Raw genomic sequence first — 17405 nt, 5'->3', positions numbered from 1 at the left:
TCATGTTCCCGTTCAAGGACGTGGCGCTGTCGCTCTACAACAGCGGCCAGCTGCTGGACGCCCGCGAGATGCTGCCGTACATGCCGCAGACGATGCAGTACGTCACCAAGGACTATGCGAACTGGGCGACCGTCGACGGCAATATGATCGGCATTCCCCGCTATCCGGTATTTCCGGACAACTGGAGCTACTTCATCCGCCAGGACTGGCTGCAGAAGCTCGGCATGAGCGCGCCGACCAACGAAGACGAACTGTACGCCTACGCCAAGGCGGTCGTCGGGAAGGACCCGGACGGCGACGGCAAGGCGGACACCTGGCTGATGGCCACGGCCGGCGGCGGCAACAGCTGGTCGATGATGGATTCGCTGAAGACGATGTACGGGCATCCGAGCTGGAACGTGGCGGACGGCAAGATCAACCATCCGATGCTCGACGGGACGACGAAGCGGTTCCTGCAATTCGCGAAGAAGCTGTACGACGAGAAGCTGCTCGCCCCCGACTGGTACACGATCGGCTGGGAACCGTTCAAGGCGTACAGTCTCAACGACCAGATCGGCATGGTCTGGTATCCGGGCTGGAACATCGTCGACGAGCAGTATAACGCCAAAAAGAAGGATCCCGAGGCCGTCAAACTGTGGGAACCGCTCCAGCCGCTCAAATCGAGCGACGGCAAGGGCGGCATGTACGGTCCGGGCGGCAATCCCGGCGGCCTGTTCATCGTCTCGAAAAAGGTGGCGAACGACCCCGGCAAGCTGAAGCGGATCGCGCATCTGATCGATACGCTGATATACCCGAACGTCAACTACTGGGCGGCGTCGCAGGGCGGCGGACCGGAGATTTTCCCCGGCGAGTCCCGCGTCCAGATGAATGAAGACGGCACGAACGTCTTTTTCATCAAGGACACCCACATTCAGAAAGCGAAGCCGGAATATCAATCGCTCGCGGACTGGCAGTTCTTGGGCTATACACTGATCTGGCAGGTGTACGACGACGAGCCCGTCGGCGTCGCCGGCAGCAAGTTCAACCAGCAGATCGTCGCCATGCCGCGCTACAAGAACTACGATATGTACCTGACGCTCGACGGACCGACCGTCACCAAGCTGAACGACTTCCAGAACAAAAACGAAATCTCGTTCGTGCTCGGCAAAAAGTCGTTCGACGATTGGGACAAATACGTGGAGGACTGGAAAAAAGCCGGCGGCCAGAAGCTGATCGACAGCGCGGCCGAGCAGTTGAAGGTCGAGAAGCAGTAACGAAGCAGGCCAAGCCGGTGTCCGCGGACACCGGTTTCGGGCGGTTCGCGGACCGGTGCCGCGGCGGCGCACGGCTCTAATGGAGGCTTGTACGCGGCGAACGATCGTGCGTATAATCGATGTATTTCATAAGCCTCGCAGAGGGAGGAGCTCGGCCGCCTTGGACTGGTACAGAATCGGCTCCCGCTACAAGCTTATCCTGCTGCTGGTCATCCCCAGCACGCTGTTCGTCATCATCGTCACGCAGATCGCCAAAGCCAACGCCCTGCACTTCCTGCGGGATACGCAGAACGAGGCGCTGGCCGGCATGGCCGGCCAGGTCGTGCATCTGATCGGCATTTACAACAACGAAATTACGTACAACATGCTGGAGACGGAGGAGATCGTGAAGCAGGAGGGCGGCGCGGGGGACCGGCTGTACGAGGCGATGCATACGGTCGCCAAGGTTCGGGCCGACTTCGTGCGAGGCGTCGTCTATATCGGCGCGGACGGCGCGATCACCGGCTACCCCTCCTCCTTCTGGGGCAACTTCTCCGACAAGGAAGAGGCGCTGATCCACGAGCAGGCGTCGCGCAGCCGGGGCGTCTTCGAATGGTCGAATACGATCCGCTCCGACATCGGGCGGTCCGGCGCCTTCGGGCCGACGAGCATCGTTACCAAATCCGTATACGACGACGGCGGGCGGCTGATCGGCTATCTGGCTTTTCTCGTCGACCTGTCCGCCTTTCTGGAGCGCAGCGCGGCGTTCGCCGGCAGCTACGAGACGCAGACGCTGCTGTACGACCGCGAGGACGCGCTGATCGATTACCTCGGCGCGACCGATCTGGCCTCTCCGCCCGTGCTGTTCTCGGAGGAAAAAGTGCAAACGCTCTCTTCGGCGCTGGCCTACCTGGACAGCCGGGGCGTCTACCACTCCGTCGCGAGCATGGAAGCCAATCTGGGCTGGAAGGTCGTCGTCGTAGGCGACGTGGAAAAGCTGGAGTCGCGGTTCGAGCCGCTCAGCCAGATCGCCTGGGCGATCCTGCTTTTCGGATTGGCGGGCTTCCTCTGCATTCACATCGCGGTATCCTGGTGGTTCACGCGGCCGATCCTGCTGCTGACCAAAGGCATGCGCACGGTCGCCAAAGGCAAGCTGGATACGAAGCTGGCGGTCGTGCGCCGCGACGAGTTCGGCGAGCTGGCGAACCAGTTCAACCGGATGACGGATACGGTCAGGGAGCTGATCTCCGACCTGCAGCGCACGGAGGCCGCCAAGCGGCAATCCGAGCTGCAGGCGCTGCTGTCGCAGATCAATCCCCATTTCCTTTACAACACGCTCAATACGATCGATATGATGGTCGACTTCAGTACGAAGTCCGAGCTGCACGCCATGATCCATGTGCTGTGCCGGCTGCTGAAGTACAGTCTGGACGGCAACGAGGTACGGACGCTGGCGGACGAGCTGCAATATACGAAGGACTATCTGTACATTCAATCGGTGCGGTACGAGCATCGGTTCGAGTGCCGCGTCGCGCAGGCCGGGGACGATCTCGGCCGCCTGCGGGTGCTAAAGCTCGTGCTTCAGCCTTTGGTCGAAAACGCCGTCTTCCACGGCCTGCATGCGCTGGAAGGACGCCGCGGCAGCTTAAGCGTGACGGCCGACAGCGCGGACGGCGTGCTGCTGCTGACGGTGGCGGACAATGGCGTGGGCATGACGCGCGAGCGGCTTGACGCGCTGCGCGCCGCGCTCGAGCGCGAAGACGGCGACACGTCGGAATTCGGCATCGGCGTGCGAAACGTGCACCGGCGCATCCGGCTATTCTACGGTTCCGAATACGGGATCGTCATCGACAGCGCGGAAGGCGAAGGCACGGTAATGACGATCAGGCTGCCGGCGGGGACGGATGCCCGCCCGGCGCTTAAGGAGGGCACGGCGGATGGATGAACCGGCGATGAAGGTACTCGTCGTGGACGACGAGCCGATGGCCCGCAGGCGGATCCGCTCGTTCGCGCTGGAGGAACGCGGCTTCGCCATCGCGGGCGAAGCCGAGAACGGCGAACAGGCCTGGCGCATGATCCGGGCGTCCGCGCCGGACATCGTGGTCGCGGATATCGGCATGCCCGTGCTGGACGGCCTCCGGCTGCTGGAGCGAGTGCGGGGAATGGCCGCGGCCCCCCAAGGTCATTCTGCTCACTTGCTACGAGGACTTCGACAAGATTCAGGCGGCGCTTCGCCTTGGCGCCCACGATTATATCACCAAGCTGCTGCTGTCCGAGGCGGAGTTCGTCGCCTGCCTGTCCAAGGCGGCCGACGATATCCGGCGGGAGCGCCGCCACCGCCGCAAGGCGATACGGCAGCTCTTGCTGGAGCTGCTTCTCTCCGGAGACGAGGCGCGCGCCTCGCTCGACCAGCTCGCCGCCCTGTCCTTTTCCGCGCGGCAGCATCGGCTCGCGCTGATCCGATTCGCGCCGGAGCGCGCGAGGACGCTCCTCTCCGCGGAGACGGCGTTCGAGGACGAGAGCGGGCCTTACGCGTCGCTGGTTCTGCCCGTAGAGCCCGGCCTGTGGGCGATGCTCGCCGTCTCGCGGGAGCGGAGCGAGGGCGCGGACTTCCTCGGCTGGACGATGAACGCGCTGCGCCGCGGCGGCGAGGCCTGCCGCGCGCTCGGCGTGCCGACCGTGCAGGCGCTGTCCGATCAGCGCGGCGACCTGCTGCTGCTGCCGCGCGCGCTGGCGGAATGCCGGCGGCTGCTGGACGCCGCCTTTTACGCGCCGCCGGGCGAGCCGGTCGCGACGCGGGACGAGACCGCGCCGGGCGAATACCCGCCGGATCGGCTCGACGCGCTGCTGCGGGATTGCCGCGCCGCGATGGAGCGCCACGATTATGCCGCGGCGGGCGAGGCGCTGCTGCGATGGGCGGACGAAGCGGCCGCGCACAGGCCGGCGCCCGCCCGGCTTCGCCTGATGGGCGCGGCGCTGGCCGGCTGCCTGCACGACGGCACGGTCAGGCTGCGCGAGGGGACGGAGGCGCCGCTGCGGCAGCGGCTCCAGCAGCGGATCGCGGCCGCCGGCCATATGACGGAGCTGCGGGCTGCGGTGGAGGAAGCGGCGGAGCTGCTGCGGGAGACGCCTCCTCCGGCTCCCGCCATCCGGTCCGAGATTCGGGAAGCGCTGCGTCTCGTCGAGACGCAATACAGCGAGGAGCTCGACCTGCAGACGGCAGCGAGACATGTCAGCCTGAGCCCAAGCTGGTTCGGCGCGCTGTTTCGGCAAGAGACGGGTCAGAGCTTTTCCGATTACTTGCAGGATTACCGGCTGGAGCGCGCCCGCGAGCTGCTGCTGCGCACGGATCTGAAAATATACGAGGTCGCCGCCGGCGTCGGCATTCCCAACTCGCGCTACTTCTCCAGACTGTTCGCCGACAAGTACGAGACGAGTCCGCAAGAGTACCGGGCGCGAATGCGCGAGTCGCGCTGCCGGACATAGACCGGCAAGGGCGAAGACAGATCGGATCGAGAGCAAACGATAGTCAGGACCAAAACAGTCAGGACCAAAACGAATACGGTTTGGAGCGTGACGATATCATGAGCGAGTATGGCAAACTGCGGGCCGCATTCCAGTCCGCCAACCCGCCGCGCAGCCTGTATCCGCTGCTGTGGCTGCACGGAGACGAGCGGGAGACCGAATCCGTCATCCGCGCGGAGATTGCGGCCATGGACGATGCCGGCTCGGGGGGCTTCATCATCGAGTCCCGGCCGCATAGCGACTACCTCGGCGATCGCTGGTGGCGCGACGTCGGCTACTGCTTGGACGAGGCCGCGGCGCGCGGCATGGACGTCTGGATTTTCGACGAGGAATATTATCCTTCCGGCATTGCCGGCGGCCGTGTGCTGGAGGGACACCCGCAGTACCGGATGCGCGTGCTGATCAAGCGAACGTCGCAGTGGGACGGCGCTTCGGCCTATGCGCTTCCGCCGGGAGACGACGCGCATCCGATGGAGACGTTGCTGCGCATCATCTGCACGTCCGGTCCGGCAGACGGCGGCAAACGGGTCGTCTTCCCGACGGAGCGGGAGTTCGCGTCCTGGAGGGATGAGATCCGGCGAGACGGCGACCACCATGGAGACGGGGACGGAGTACAAAACGGGGATGACGCCGGTGGCGAGCTATGGACGGTGCATGTCATCGGCCTGACGCCTTCCTGGAGCGGGCGAATGTTCGACCGGATGGTCGACTATATCGATCCCGAGGTCACGGATCGCTTTATCGAGCTGACTTACGAGGAGACCCGGCGCAGATTCGCTCCGTATTGGGGGACGACGATCAAGGGCTTTTTCGGCGACGAGACGAGCTTCGAGAACTTCGGCTCCTACGACGCGCTGTTCGGCGAGGATACGCCATGCTTCCCTTGGACCGCCCCGTTGGCCGAAACGTTTGCCGACGCCAAAGGCTACGAGCTACTCGACTGGGCCGACCTGCTCTGGCAAGAGGCGGGCGACGCCCGCGCGTCCGCGAACGCGGAGTTTGCCCGGGGAGCCCTCCCTCCGGTGCGCTACGACTTTATGGATGTCATGACGCGCTTGTTTTCGGCGAACTTTTTCGGACGCCTCCAGGCTTGGTGCCATCGCCACGGTGTCGCCTTCATCGGACACGTCGTCGAAGACAATCACGCGCATATGCATCACGGTTACGGCGTCGGCCATTTTTTCCGCGCGACGAAGCATTTCGATATGGGCGGGTACGACTTCGTGCTGCGCCAGCTCGACTCGGAGCAGAAGCGGACGCCGTACGAGGAGCAGTATCCGCAGTGGCGCCACTACCGCGACGCGCCTTACCCGGCTTTCTTTCACTTCACGCTGCCCAAGCTGGCGCAGTCCGCCGCGCATCTGGAGGTCGGCACGAACCTGGTCATGTGCGAAAACTTCGGCGCGTACGGCTGGGACCTCGGACTGCGCGAGATGAAGTGGCTGACCGACTGGATGACGGCGCGGGGCACGAACTGGTACGTTCCGCACGCTTTTTCGCCGCTGTTCCCCGATCCGGACTGTCCGCCGCATTTCTACGCGGGCGGGCGCAACCCGCAGTGGCCTTACTTCCGGCAGTGGGCGGACTACGCGAACCGTTCGTGCCTGATGCTGAAGGAGGGCGATCATGTCGCCCCCGTAGCCGTGCTGTATCCGGCGGAGTCGCATTGGTGCGGGGATAACGACCGGCTGGACGAGGTATGCCGCCTGCTGTCCGAAGACCAGTACGACTTCGATATTTTGTCCTGCGATATGCTGGCGGACGAGTCGCGCTGCCTTATAAGCGACGGCGAGCTGCTGATCGGCCGCGAGCGCTTCCGGGCGATCGTGCTGCCCGGCGTCGAGACGCTTCCGCTGGCCGCAGCCGCTCGGCTGCGCGCCTTCGCGGAGGCGGGCGGGCGTATATTGGCCGTAGGCGGGATTCCCGCGTCCGAATGCGAAGGGCAGCATGCGGCGCTTCGGGCGGAGCTGGCGGCAGCGGCCGCGGCTGGCGGCGTCCGTGCCGCTCCCGCGGAGGCGCTTGGCGCCGCGCTGCGCGAGACGGTCGCGCCAGGCATCGGCATCGGGGCGCCGTTTGCGGATTTGCGCTACTGCCATTATCGGCGCGGGGCGCTCGATATCTTTTTCCTGCGCAACGAGGGCGTGGAATCGGTCTTCGACGGCGAGGTCGCGCTGCCGGGCTCGGGCGCGCCCGAGCTCTGGCACCCGATGGACGGCCGGATCGAGCCCGCCGCAGGCAAATCTCGGGGCGGCGGCGACTTTGACGGCGATCGTACAGATGGCGACGGTGGCGGCAGTGTGGCTGACGATGGCGGTGTCGATGACGGCAGTGTGGCTGAAGATGGCGGTGTCGATGACGGCAATGTGGCTGACGATGGCGGTGTCGCTGGCGATGGCAGTGTCGTCGTCCGGCTCCGGCTCGAGCCTTATGAAGCGGTGTTCGTCGTGCTGAAGCCCGCGGAGACAGCAGCGCCCGCAGCCGAAGCGATGTTCGACGAGCCTGCGGGCGCGGGGCGGCCGGCCGGAACGCCGCCGGCGCATACGATCGCGGAGCTCGCCCTTCACGACTGGCGCGTCGTCGAATGCCGCACGCCGCTCGAAGGGGCTCCGCTGTCGGCCGACCTGTCGCGGTCCGGCAGCCTGCCGGTCCCCGCCGACCTATCGGCGCTCGGCGTTGGCGATTGGCACGCCTGCCCGGAGCTGGCCGCCTTTTCAGGCACCCTCGTCTATGAGATAGAGCTCGGACCGATCGGGGATGCGCTCGTGCCTCTCGATGCCGAGCCAGGAGACGGCGCGCTGGAGGTCGCCGAGCTATGCGGTCTGCTCGACCTCGGCGAAGTCGGCGAACTCGCGGCCGTCTCCGTGAACGGCCATAAGCTGGCTCCGGCCATCTGTCCGCCGTACCGCTGGACGTTTCCGCTGCATTGGCTGTCTTCCGGCGGCCGCATTAGAGCGGAGATCACCAACACGCTCGGCGGCTTTTTCCGGGACGAGGCCTTCGGCCGCCGGACGCCGGCGCCTGCGGGGCTGATCGGCCCGGCCAGACTGATGTTACAGTCGCAGCACCAAGCACAAGTTGGGCTGTAAGCGCAAAAAGTTACTTTACAACGGCCGCTTCGAGCCCAATATGAGCTGTAAGCGCAAAAAAGTTACTTTACAGCGGCCGCTTCGAGCAAAATGTGGGCTGTAAGAGCAAAAAGTTACTTTACAATAGCCTCGCCGAGCACAATGTGCGCTCTAAGAGTAAAAAAGTTACTTTAGAACGGCCGTACGGAGCGCAATATGGGCTGTAAGAGCAAAAAGTTACTTTACAGCCACCCGCGACGAGCGAGTATCCAGTCCGGCACCACCAAAACGAGAGACTTCGCCGCCGCGAAGTCTCTCGTTTTTGGCTGCCTATACGCGTTCTACTTCCCCTCGCCCGCTCCCGCCGACACCTCCGCCAACAGCAGCAGCGTCAGCCCTTGTCCGTACAGCGTCGGGAAAATCGGCACCTCGCCGTACGCCTCGACGCTCTCCAGCACCGGCGTGCCGCCGGAGACGCCCCCGACGGCGCCGTCCGGACCGATCGCCGCGAGCACGGCCGGCACCGCCCGGTCGGCGTGTGCCGACAGCGCCTCCGGCACAAGCCCCATGCGCGCCGCTTTGTACAATCCGCAGGCGATGCCGGCGGAGCCCGACGTCTCCGCGTAGAAGCCGGGACGGTCGAGCACCGTCGGCCACAAACCGTCGGCCCCCTGCATCCTAACGAGCGCTTCGGCCAGCCGCGCATAGCGCCGCTTCACATCCGCGAGCAGCGCGTCGTCTCCGCACAGCGCCTCCGTCTCCGCCACGATCATCGGGACGCCGACTGCGATCCAAGCGTTCGCCCGATTCCAGCGGGCGCCCGACATCCAGTTCCCCGCCTCGCAGTCCCAGCCATGGAACAGCAGCCCCGTCTCCTCGTCCTGCAGCGCTTCGAGATGAAGCCGGACCTGCCGCAGCGCTTCGAGCGCGATCCGGCCGTCACCCTTCATTCGAGCGGTCCGGGCGAGGAACAGAACGGCCATGAAGATCGTGTCCGCCCAGATCTGCTCGCTGAACGATGCCTTCTCCGTCACCGTATGCTCGAATGCGCCGTTTTTCGTGCGCGGCGCTTCTTCGATCAGCCACCGGGCCACTTCGCCGGCCTTTTCCGCGTACACCTCCCGTCCCGTCATGCGATGCAGCAGCGGGAACACGGCAAACGGCGCGATCGAATTAATAACCAGAATCGCCTTGGACTGTCCGATATTGCGCTGAACCCACGCCTCGATCTCGCTGAGAATCCCCTCGTCCCCCCGTCACCCCCGCGAATTCCGCTGCGGCGATCACGCCCACGCCCGCATTCCAATCCCACCGGTCCGCGTTCATCGCCCAGTCGGTCCATTCATGTCCACCCCACTGCGCCGGCTTGCTGTGCATCATATAACGGTAAACGCTTCGCGCAGCTTCATCTGCCTGATCCCGATTCCAAATTCCATTCCCGTTCACGCTGATTCCTCTCCTCCTCGTCCCTCTCCGCGCTACAGGCGGCTGTTGCGATATTCGCTCGGCGTTTGGCCGTACTGCTTTTTGAACACCTCTCGAAAATAGTCCTGGTCCGTATAGCCGATCCGTTCGCAAATCTCGTAAATGCGATTCGCCGGGTCCTTGAGCAGCCGCGCCGCCTCCTCCAGACGGTGCCGGACGATCCACGCGTTAATCGTCGTGCCGGTCACTTCCTTGACGAGCAGATTCACGTACTTCTCGCTAAGGCCGACCGCATCCGCTACATCCGATAGCGCGAGGTCGCCGCGCGCAAAGTTTTGTTTGATATAACCGATCGCCTGCTCGACGAGGCGCTTCTTCTTCAGGCTGCCCGACCATTCGCTTGCCGGCAGCGCTCCGGCCAGGTTCGGCAGCTCGTCCCGCAGCCTGCTCTCCGCCACAGCCAGTTCCTCCTTCCGACGGCGCTCCCGTCCCAGGTCGCGCACGACCTCGGAGAATACCCGCGCGATTTCGTCAGGATCGATCGGCTTCAATATATAGTGCTGTACCTGCAGCGAGATTGCCTTCCTGGCGTGCTCGAATTCGTTCAGTCCCGACAAAATGATGCAGCGGATATCCGGATTGCGAGCCTTGCACGCCTGGATCAGTTCGAGACCGTTCATCTTCGGCATCCCGATATCGGTCAGCAGCAGGTCCGGCGTCTCCCGCTCCAGCCGGGCCAGCGCCGCCTCGCCGTTCTCGGCTGTGCCGAGGAGCGAGATGCCGATGCGCTCCCAGGGGACGGATCGGGCAAGCGCGTCCCGAACCGTCTTCACGTCTTCGGCGATAAGCAGCTTATACATGCTCATACCTCCTTGGTGCCGGCGCCGCATTCAGATTCGGGCGAAACGGAAGCACCGCCTCGACGCAGGTGCCTTCCGCCGTCTGCACGTATTTCAGACCGAACGCCTCCCCGCAATACAGACGGATGCGCCGATGGACATTCAGCGTACCGTAGCCGGAGCCGCCGCGGTCCTTGTCGCTTGGCGAAGCGAGGGCCGGCGATTTTGCCGGCGACGCTGCGCGCGTAACGTCCGCCTCGCTCGCACCCCGGTCGTCCGCCTCATTCCCCTTTTCCTCGATCGGCCGCTCCTCCAGCATCCGGTTCATCGCCTCCGCATCGCAGCCGACGCCGTTGTCCTGCACGCGAAGACGGAGCGAGATGCCGTCGAGTCGCGCCTCGATGGCGATCCGACATCCTTCCGTCCGACCGGCGAACCCGTGGACGATGGCATTCTCCGCGAGCGGCTGCAGGCAAAAATGCAGCATGGACGCGCTCAGCAGGTCGTCGGGCACCCGAATGTCGACGGCGAGATCGTCCATGAGCAGCCGCTGGATATGAAGGTACGCCTCGACGTGCCTGATCTCGCCCTCCAGCGAGATCCAGGTCTGCCCCCGGTTCAGACCGTACCGGAGCATGTTGGCGAGCGCGCGTACGATCCCGCCCGTCTCCTTGTCGCCCGACAAAATCGCGCGGCAATTGATCAGATCGAGGGTGTTGTACAAAAAGTGCGGGTTGATCTGCGCCTGCAGCAGCTCCAGCTGAAGCTGGCGGCGTTCGATCTCCTCTGTGAAGGACTTCTCAATCAGGCCGTGGAGCGTCACCAGCATCGTCGCGAACTTCTGCCCCAGCTCATCCACCTCGTAAATACCCGAGTTTTGCGCCGGCAGCGGCTCCTTGAACGCCAGCACTTCGGGGCGTTGCATCGCCCCGACGAGCCGCGTGATCGGCACGGTCACCCGGACGACGATCCGGTTTAAAATAAAGCCCGCGATCAGCAGCGCAACGACCGCAGTCGCCGCGCCGATGGCCGAGATTGCGAACGTATACTGGTTGAAGTGGCTCTCCGGCACGACCGTGAGCAGCTTCCAGCCGTTGGCGAACGTCTCGTACATGACCCGGTGCGGCTCGCCGTCGATTTTGCGGACCAGCGATCCCGAAGCGCCCGAAGCCGCGCTCACGTAGGGCAGTTCGCCTGCCGGCGTCAGAAACGGATAACGCTCGCTGAAGATGACCCTGTCGCTCTCGTCCAGCAGCAGATGGTAGCCCTTCGCCGGCTTCGCGTTCTCGAAGATGCTTCGAATACTGCCCGTGTCCGCCCCGACGACGACGGTGCCGATGTGCCGGCCGTCCTTGATGCTCGTCTTTTTTGCGCGCCGCGTAGATCATCGCCGGGTTGAAGGCGCCCGCCCGCTGGCCCCACCATTCGGCCTGCCGTCTCCCTTCGCTCAGATTGCGGTACCAGTCCTGGCTCCGCAGATCGATCGATTTGTAAATGCCCGTGGACGGATCGTAGCGATCCGGCGCCATGGCGTACAGTCCGCTGGACGGCTCGAGCGCGATGGATACGACATAGGATCGGGTCGGGACCCGGCCGCCGCCTTGGCCGTTCAACAGCGACAGCAGCGATAAATTTTGCAGATTCGTCTGGAGCGCGAAAAAATCGTCCGCCGCCTCGTAGGCCGCCGGATATTCGCTCTCCAGCAGCCCTTCGATCGACGGATTGGACAGGATAAACGCCGCGACGTTGTTCATCGTATCGAACTGGTACCAGATGTTGCGGTAGACGAACTTCATCGATTGCTCCGCCGTGTCGCGCGTATGATCGTTCTGCACCCGAATGAGGATGTAGCTGGCCGCCGTGGCGAAGAACGCGATGATGACGACGATCAGCGCGAAAATCGGCAACCGGAGCCGAGACAGCAATCCGGCGCTGTGCCCGGAGCGTCCATGCACGATCTTTTCTCTCCTCTCCTTCGGCAGGCCGAAGCCTCCCGCCGCCCAAGGGCGGCAAGGAGGCCTTCCGTGCCTCTTTATTTAGCGTTGGGGTTCGGAAAGAGCAGGCTGTCGACGATTCGGGCAGCCTCGGCGCGGGTCGCCGTGCCTTTGGGGACGAACCGGTCGGCGCCTCGTCCTTGCGTCAATCCGAGCGCCACCGTCTCCCTCACGTAGGACAGCGCCCAAGCCGAGATGGCGGCTTCATCCGCGAATAAGGATGCGTATGCCGATGCGGCTTGAACCGGCCGCTCGCCATGCAGCAGGCGATAAGCCTTCATCGTCAGGACCGCCATCTCTTCGCGCGTCAGGCGGCCGTCCGGATCGAAGGCCGTCGCGCTCTTGCCCGTAGCGATGCCTGCGCCGTAAGCGGCGGACACCGCCTCCGCGTACCAGCCGTTCGCGGGGACGTCGGCGAAGATCGTCTCGGCCTGGACCGCCGTATCGGCAGGCTTCGGCAGCCTGAGCGCCTTCGCCAGCATCGCCGTGAATTCGGCGCGCGTGACCTCGCGGCCGGGCTCGAATGCGCCGGTGTCGCTGCCCTGGACGATGCCGCGGGCGGCCAGCGCCCGAACCGCGCCGTACGCCCAATGCGCGGCCGGCAGGTCGGAAAATTCCCGCTTCACCTCGAGCATCGCATAGGCGCTGAAGTGCCGGACCTCCGCGGTCAGGAAACCGTCGTCTCGCTCGCCGCCGACCCATTCGGGCCTGCCGTCTTCGGCCATGTAAAAGATCGCCGACAGCTTCGGGTCCAGAGCCGGATCGATCCGGAACCGGATCGTGACCGACTCTTCGAACTTCGTCAGCCGAACCGCGCTTCCCGCTGCCGTCCGGATCGACAAGGTCAGCTCGAACGCTTCGCCGCCCGCGCGAACGGTCGTCCCCGGCGTCTGCGCCCCGGCAAGGAGCGCCTGCCATGCATCGGACTTGAGCGGCAGGAAGCCAAGGGAGAGCGCGCTGCCCTGCCGGTCCGCCGCAGGCACCCGCTCCGCCAGCTGCTTGAGCACGCCGGACGGAATTTCCAGCACAAGCTTGCCGGCCTTTACCTCAAGCTTGTTGGCGCCGAGCCATGCCGCCGCGTCCGCCGGCAGCCGCAGCTCCGTCGTTCCGGCCGGCGCTTCGACGGAGCTGACGCCGTTCGCGGCGTTCTGAAGGGACGCGGCCGATACCGTCAGGATGCCGGAAGGCGCTGCGGGCGAGCTTGCGACGATCCCGGTAGTCGGTTGATCGGGCGGCGAACCGCCGTCGTCGCCATCGTCATCGTCGCCCCCGTTATCGCCGCCATCGTCTCCGCCATTATCTCCGCCGCCCGGCGGCAGCGGAACGTCCACGAACGCGAATGCGTCGTACAGCGACGTGTTCTTCGAATCGGCGGTGCCCTGCGTCCATTGAATGAAGTTGTCCCGGCCGTTCTGGTAGTCGGCGTCGTTGACGGCGACATTGAAGCCAAGCTTGCCGCCAAGCGCGGGCCGCAGATCCTTGACGTAGGCGCTCGGGATCTTGAATTCGTATCGCGTGCGCTTCGCCGCTTCGTCACGAACCGCTTCGAACGGCACCTTGCCGCTCATGTCGCCGTTCGGATTCGGGGCCGTCGAGTTGAAGACGTTGACCAGATGCGTGCCGTCGTCGGCGAGCGCGAAGCTCCATTCCACGTCGTCCGCCCCGTACGGAGACTCCCGGTTGTTGAGCGGATCGAGGCTGATCTGCACGGAATCGTTTTTCCACATGTTCGCGGTATTCTCCGACTGCTTGTGCACGTCGTCCCGTACGTCGACCGCGACGTACAGGCCGTCCGCCGCCCACTTGGCATAAGCCGTCGCTTCGAGATTGGCCGAATCCTGGTAGCCCGTCGCATTCTGGTCCTTCCTGCGAAGGTGGACCGGGTAGGCATCCTGCCAATCCGCCAGATTCCCGTCCACCGCGACCGCAGCCTCGCCCGCCGACTGAATCAGATCGAAGTCCAGCGGCAGCTGCGCATCGTGGAAAATACTTCGACCGTCCGACGCTTCGTCCACCTCGAGGTCGACCTTGTATTCATTGAAGGGAGCGGTCTGGCGGTACGTCCACCGGAAATCCAGCTGCAGGCGGTCGCCCTTCTTCAAATTGCTGAACGCGTTCGTCGTCACCGGCTCGAGCAGGCCGCCGTCCGGCCCCTTCAGCGTGACCGTGCCCGACTTGACGGCCGTCGACGTGCCGGTCAGCTGCACCGAGACGATATCGAGATCCTTGATCGTCTTCGCGACCGGCAGCAGTCTCACGTCAAGGCCGTCCTCGACGGTCAGCTCCACCTTTTTCGTATCGAAAAGCGCGCCGCCATGCTCGATCTCGAACGCGACCTCGTAACGTCCCTTGATCGCGGACTGCGGCACATTTACGTTGTAGGTCCGATCTACCGCGTCATGCGCGGGAATCGTGAGCTCGACCTCGGACGTCTCGGTCTGGGCGGATGCCCAGTCCGCGGGCACCTTGAGCCTGGCCTTCACCTGCTGCGGCGCGTCGGTATCGTTGACGAGCGAGAGCGTCAGCGGCGTCGCGTAGCCCGCCTCGCCGGTCGACACGCTCGGCGTGACGTTCGCCATGACGCCGATGAACCGGGCCGGCTCGGAGGCGATCATCCCCGTCGCCGCGCCGGCGAATTCGCGCGCCAGCAGATTGTAGGCGTAGCTCTCGCCGTAGCTGCCCCGCGCCTTCGCGGCATCCGCCAAGCGACCGTAACGGTTCATGCGCAGCACCGCCGACGCGGACACCGGCATGACGCTGACGTTCCCCTTCTTGCTCTGGAAGGCGGCGTCCGCGGCCTGCGTCGCAGCGGCATAATCGAGCGCGTTCGCGCCGCTGCCGCCCTTGGCGTAGGCCAGTGCGACGGATGCGGTCTCGGCGTAGTTGTACAACGCCTCCAGCGTCACGTATCCCGGCGCGGCGATCAGGTCGCCAGATTCGATCTGACCGGCCATCTCCGCCATGAGCGCATATATATCCTTGATGCCCTGCTCAAGTCCTGCCGCCGGCGATGCCCCCCTCGGTCGCCGTCTGCAGCGCGGCGGCGATCCGGGCGATCTCCGCCGCGTCCGCGTCGACGAGCGTCGCGTTCGATGCGGCCCGCGTCAGCGCCAGCTTGGCGAGCGCTTCCTGCTTCTTGACCTGCAGCAAGCTGCGCAGCGGATGCGTAGACGAACTCGGCCGGCGCCCCCCGTCACGTAGAGCGGCGCGCCGGATACGACGAGCTGCAGTCCGGCGCTTCCCGCCGTCGCCGGCAGCTCCACGCCATTGATGTCCATCACCTTCGCGCCTGCCGCCGCGAACGGCAGCCCGATCGCGCTCGTCGGCGGCTTGACGGCCGGATCGTCCTTGTGGTCTACTTTCTTCCAGGCGACGACGACGGGCTTGCCGTCGTTCAGGAACACCTGGACCGCGACGTTCGGGTCCCCCGTATCCCAAGTCCCGACATACCGCGCGCGATCCAGCTCGGTCATCAACTGGTTCACCGCGGCGTAAGCCAGCTTCGGCCGGCCGTCATTATCCGTGATCCCCCCAGAAAATATCGTAGTACCGGTCGTCCGTGCCGTCATTTTTGTAATCGTAATATTCGTAAGCCTTCACCTGGTCCGTGACCATGTAGTTCAGGAAGGCGCGGACGATATAATCCCGCTGGACCTCCTCCGACACCGAAGGATAGCCGCTGTTCGCCGTCGGCCACCCTCCTTCGGTGAGATAATAATCCTTCCACCCGCCGTATGCGTTAACGAGTCCCTTCACGCCGTCCGTCAGCTTTTGCAGATTGCCGTCGGGCATCGCATTGTAGACGTAAGGGTGGTAAGAATAGGCGTCCGCAAACTCGTACGAGCCGAGCTCGAGCTCCTTCGGCAGCACGCTGAGCACGCTCGACGTATGGTCGCCCGCGAGCAGCATCGCGTTCGGATCGGCCTTTTTCATGTTCAGGTAGGCGACCTTCTGCAGCTGCACGAACTCGGCCGGGATATACGGCTTGGAGAAAATCTCCGGCTCGTTGGGCATCTCCCATTGCCGGATGCGATCCTTGTACTTCGCGACCGTGTTCGCCACGAAGTCGCCCATCGCCTTGAGCGAGGCGGTCGTGTTCGCGATGCCCGCCTGGTAGTTCGCGTTTTTTTCCAGCGACAGCACCGTAATCTGGTTGAAGCCGTAGGAAAACAGCTTGTCGAGCGTCGGATCGGTCCGGCTGTAATCGTAAACGGTCGCGCCGCTGCCGTCCTTGACGTTTTTGTCGACGTCCTCCCAGACGATGCCGGAGCGGTGGCTGCGCGCGCCCAGCTTGCGGGCCCCGTCGATGATGTCGTCTTTCCAGTTGAGCGCGTAGTGGGTGTTGAGCCCGAACTTGCTCTCGTTGTCCAGATCGATCTCCCGGATCGGCGCGGCTTCCTTCGCGATCGCAAACCGCATCTTCTTCGACTTGCCGGGCTGCGGAACGCCGTCCACTTCGAAGTCCGCCGTCACCTCATAGGTGCCGATCGCGGAGAGCTGCGGATCGAAGGGAATGATCTCCTTGTCGTTCTCGTACTTCGCCAGATCGTAAGTGCGCGTCCCCATCGCCACGACCGCTTTGTCTCCGTCGGCGCGGCGCACGGCGTAGTCGATCTGGAACGTATGCGCCGCTGCGCCCGCGTCGAGCGCGAGATCCAGCCCCGGCGTATCGCCCGGCGCATAGATGCCCGAGAAGTTGCCCGACGGCTGCAGGTCGATGACGTAAGGGGGCAGCATCGGCTCGATCGAGAAGTCGTCGATCATCAGGTTGATGCCGCCGACGACGTTCCATTGGAAGTAGCCCTTGAGCGGCGCGAGCGAATCGGAGTCTTCGCCCGACACGGTCTCTACGCCGTCGATGAACAGCTTGTGCGTGATCCCGCTGACCTGCAGCTCATAATCGTGCCACTCGTCCAACAGCGACTTCACGTAGTTGGCGATGTAATAGTTTCCGCCGAGCGTCGTTTTCCGCATGATAAAATACTTCGAGTTGTGCGTCGCCCACTCCAGCGCGTTATTGTTGTTGTCGTCCTTCGCGCGGTAGCGGAAGCGCCACGTATTTTGCAGCGCGGTGCTCGTGCGTTCGTACTTGACCTTGAACTTGACGGTGAAGTTGTCCGCGTTCTGATACATCGGCAGGTTCAGCCTGGCGCTGCCCGAACCGTTCAGGTTCAGCACCTTGTTGCCGTCCGGCAGTTGAATGACCTTCGTCGCGCCGCCTACGGTCCAGCCCGGGGGGAGCCGCGTTCGCCGTCTCGCCATTGAAGTCGTTGACGTAGGGAACGATCGCCCCGATGGCGACCGTCACTTCGCCGGTAGCCGGGT

At 64.3% G+C, this 17405-nt stretch carries 12 protein-coding genes and 1 pseudogene; 4 read left to right on the top strand and 9 right to left on the bottom strand.

Annotated features, from left to right (window positions below; translation table 11 throughout):
* The first annotated feature begins 1413 nt into the window (after positions 1 to 1413).
* The 4 genes and pseudogenes from OMP40_RS12095 to OMP40_RS12080 all read left to right on the top strand — a co-directional run bounded on the left by OMP40_RS12095 (position 1414) and on the right by OMP40_RS12080 (position 7843).
* Positions 1414 to 3177 (top strand): cache domain-containing sensor histidine kinase, encoded by a 1764-nt coding sequence (locus OMP40_RS12095; protein WP_277531618.1) that lies wholly within the window; start codon positions 1414 to 1416, stop codon positions 3175 to 3177.
* Positions 3137 to 3337: pseudogene (locus OMP40_RS41545) on the top strand (response regulator transcription factor); the annotation flags it as partial. The gene OMP40_RS12095 and the pseudogene OMP40_RS41545, both read left to right, overlap by 41 nt.
* 256 nt (positions 3338 to 3593) lie before the next feature.
* Entirely contained in the window at positions 3594 to 4718 is a 1125-nt protein-coding gene (locus OMP40_RS12085) for a helix-turn-helix transcriptional regulator (protein WP_277531614.1), read from the top strand.
* A gap of 98 nt (positions 4719 to 4816) precedes the next feature.
* Positions 4817 to 7843: a glycosyl hydrolase gene (locus tag OMP40_RS12080; protein ID WP_277531613.1), complete on the top strand. Its 3027-nt coding sequence runs from the start codon at positions 4817 to 4819 to the stop codon at positions 7841 to 7843.
* Between the two features lie 320 nt (positions 7844 to 8163).
* Here the strand turns inward: OMP40_RS12080 and OMP40_RS12075 are convergent, their stop codons facing one another.
* From OMP40_RS12075 to OMP40_RS12035, 9 genes are all read right to left on the bottom strand, one after another.
* A complete protein-coding gene (locus tag OMP40_RS12075) occupies positions 8164 to 9027 on the bottom strand; it encodes a glycoside hydrolase family 88/105 protein (protein ID WP_277533130.1) in 864 nt (287 codons plus the stop codon).
* On the bottom strand, positions 8996 to 9268 hold the full coding sequence (locus OMP40_RS12070; RefSeq protein WP_277531611.1) for a hypothetical protein: 273 nt from the start codon (positions 9266 to 9268) through the stop codon (positions 8996 to 8998). The genes OMP40_RS12075 and OMP40_RS12070 overlap by 32 nt, the downstream gene beginning before the upstream one ends.
* Positions 9269 to 9300: 32 nt before the next feature.
* Positions 9301 to 10107, bottom strand: a complete 807-nt coding sequence (locus OMP40_RS12065) for a response regulator transcription factor (protein ID WP_277531609.1) — start codon at positions 10105 to 10107, stop codon at positions 9301 to 9303.
* Positions 10100 to 10915, bottom strand: coding sequence for a sensor histidine kinase (locus tag OMP40_RS12060; protein WP_277533129.1), 816 nt, complete (start codon positions 10913 to 10915; stop codon positions 10100 to 10102). The genes OMP40_RS12065 and OMP40_RS12060 overlap by 8 nt, the downstream gene beginning before the upstream one ends.
* Positions 10916 to 10937: 22 nt before the next feature.
* Positions 10938 to 12041 carry a hypothetical protein gene (locus tag OMP40_RS12055; RefSeq protein WP_277531607.1) on the bottom strand — a complete coding sequence of 368 codons (1104 nt, stop codon included), beginning with the start codon at positions 12039 to 12041 and terminating at the stop codon, positions 10938 to 10940.
* A 77-nt stretch (positions 12042 to 12118) separates the two neighbouring features.
* Complete coding sequence (locus OMP40_RS12050) at positions 12119 to 15043, bottom strand: S-layer homology domain-containing protein (RefSeq protein ID WP_277531604.1); 2925 nt, start codon at positions 15041 to 15043, stop codon at positions 12119 to 12121.
* Positions 15044 to 15071: 28 nt separating this feature from the next.
* Entirely contained in the window at positions 15072 to 15230 is a 159-nt protein-coding gene (locus tag OMP40_RS12045; RefSeq protein ID WP_277531602.1) for a hypothetical protein, read from the bottom strand.
* The gene (locus OMP40_RS12040) at positions 15185 to 15649 is read right to left on the bottom strand and encodes a hypothetical protein (protein WP_277531601.1); all 465 of its coding nucleotides are present in this window, start codon (positions 15647 to 15649) and stop codon (positions 15185 to 15187) included. The genes OMP40_RS12045 and OMP40_RS12040 overlap by 46 nt, the downstream gene beginning before the upstream one ends.
* A complete protein-coding gene (locus tag OMP40_RS12035; protein ID WP_277531600.1) occupies positions 15597 to 17258 on the bottom strand; it encodes a glycoside hydrolase 5 family protein in 1662 nt (553 codons plus the stop codon). The genes OMP40_RS12040 and OMP40_RS12035 overlap by 53 nt, the downstream gene beginning before the upstream one ends.
* Between the last annotated feature and the right edge of the window lie 147 nt (positions 17259 to 17405).

Source organism: Cohnella rhizosphaerae (assembly GCF_029525575.1).
Classification (GTDB): Bacteria; Bacillota; Bacilli; order Paenibacillales; family Paenibacillaceae; genus Cohnella; species Cohnella rhizosphaerae.
Note: the sequence above shows the minus strand (reverse complement) of the source record. Positions and strands in the feature narration are given on the sequence as shown.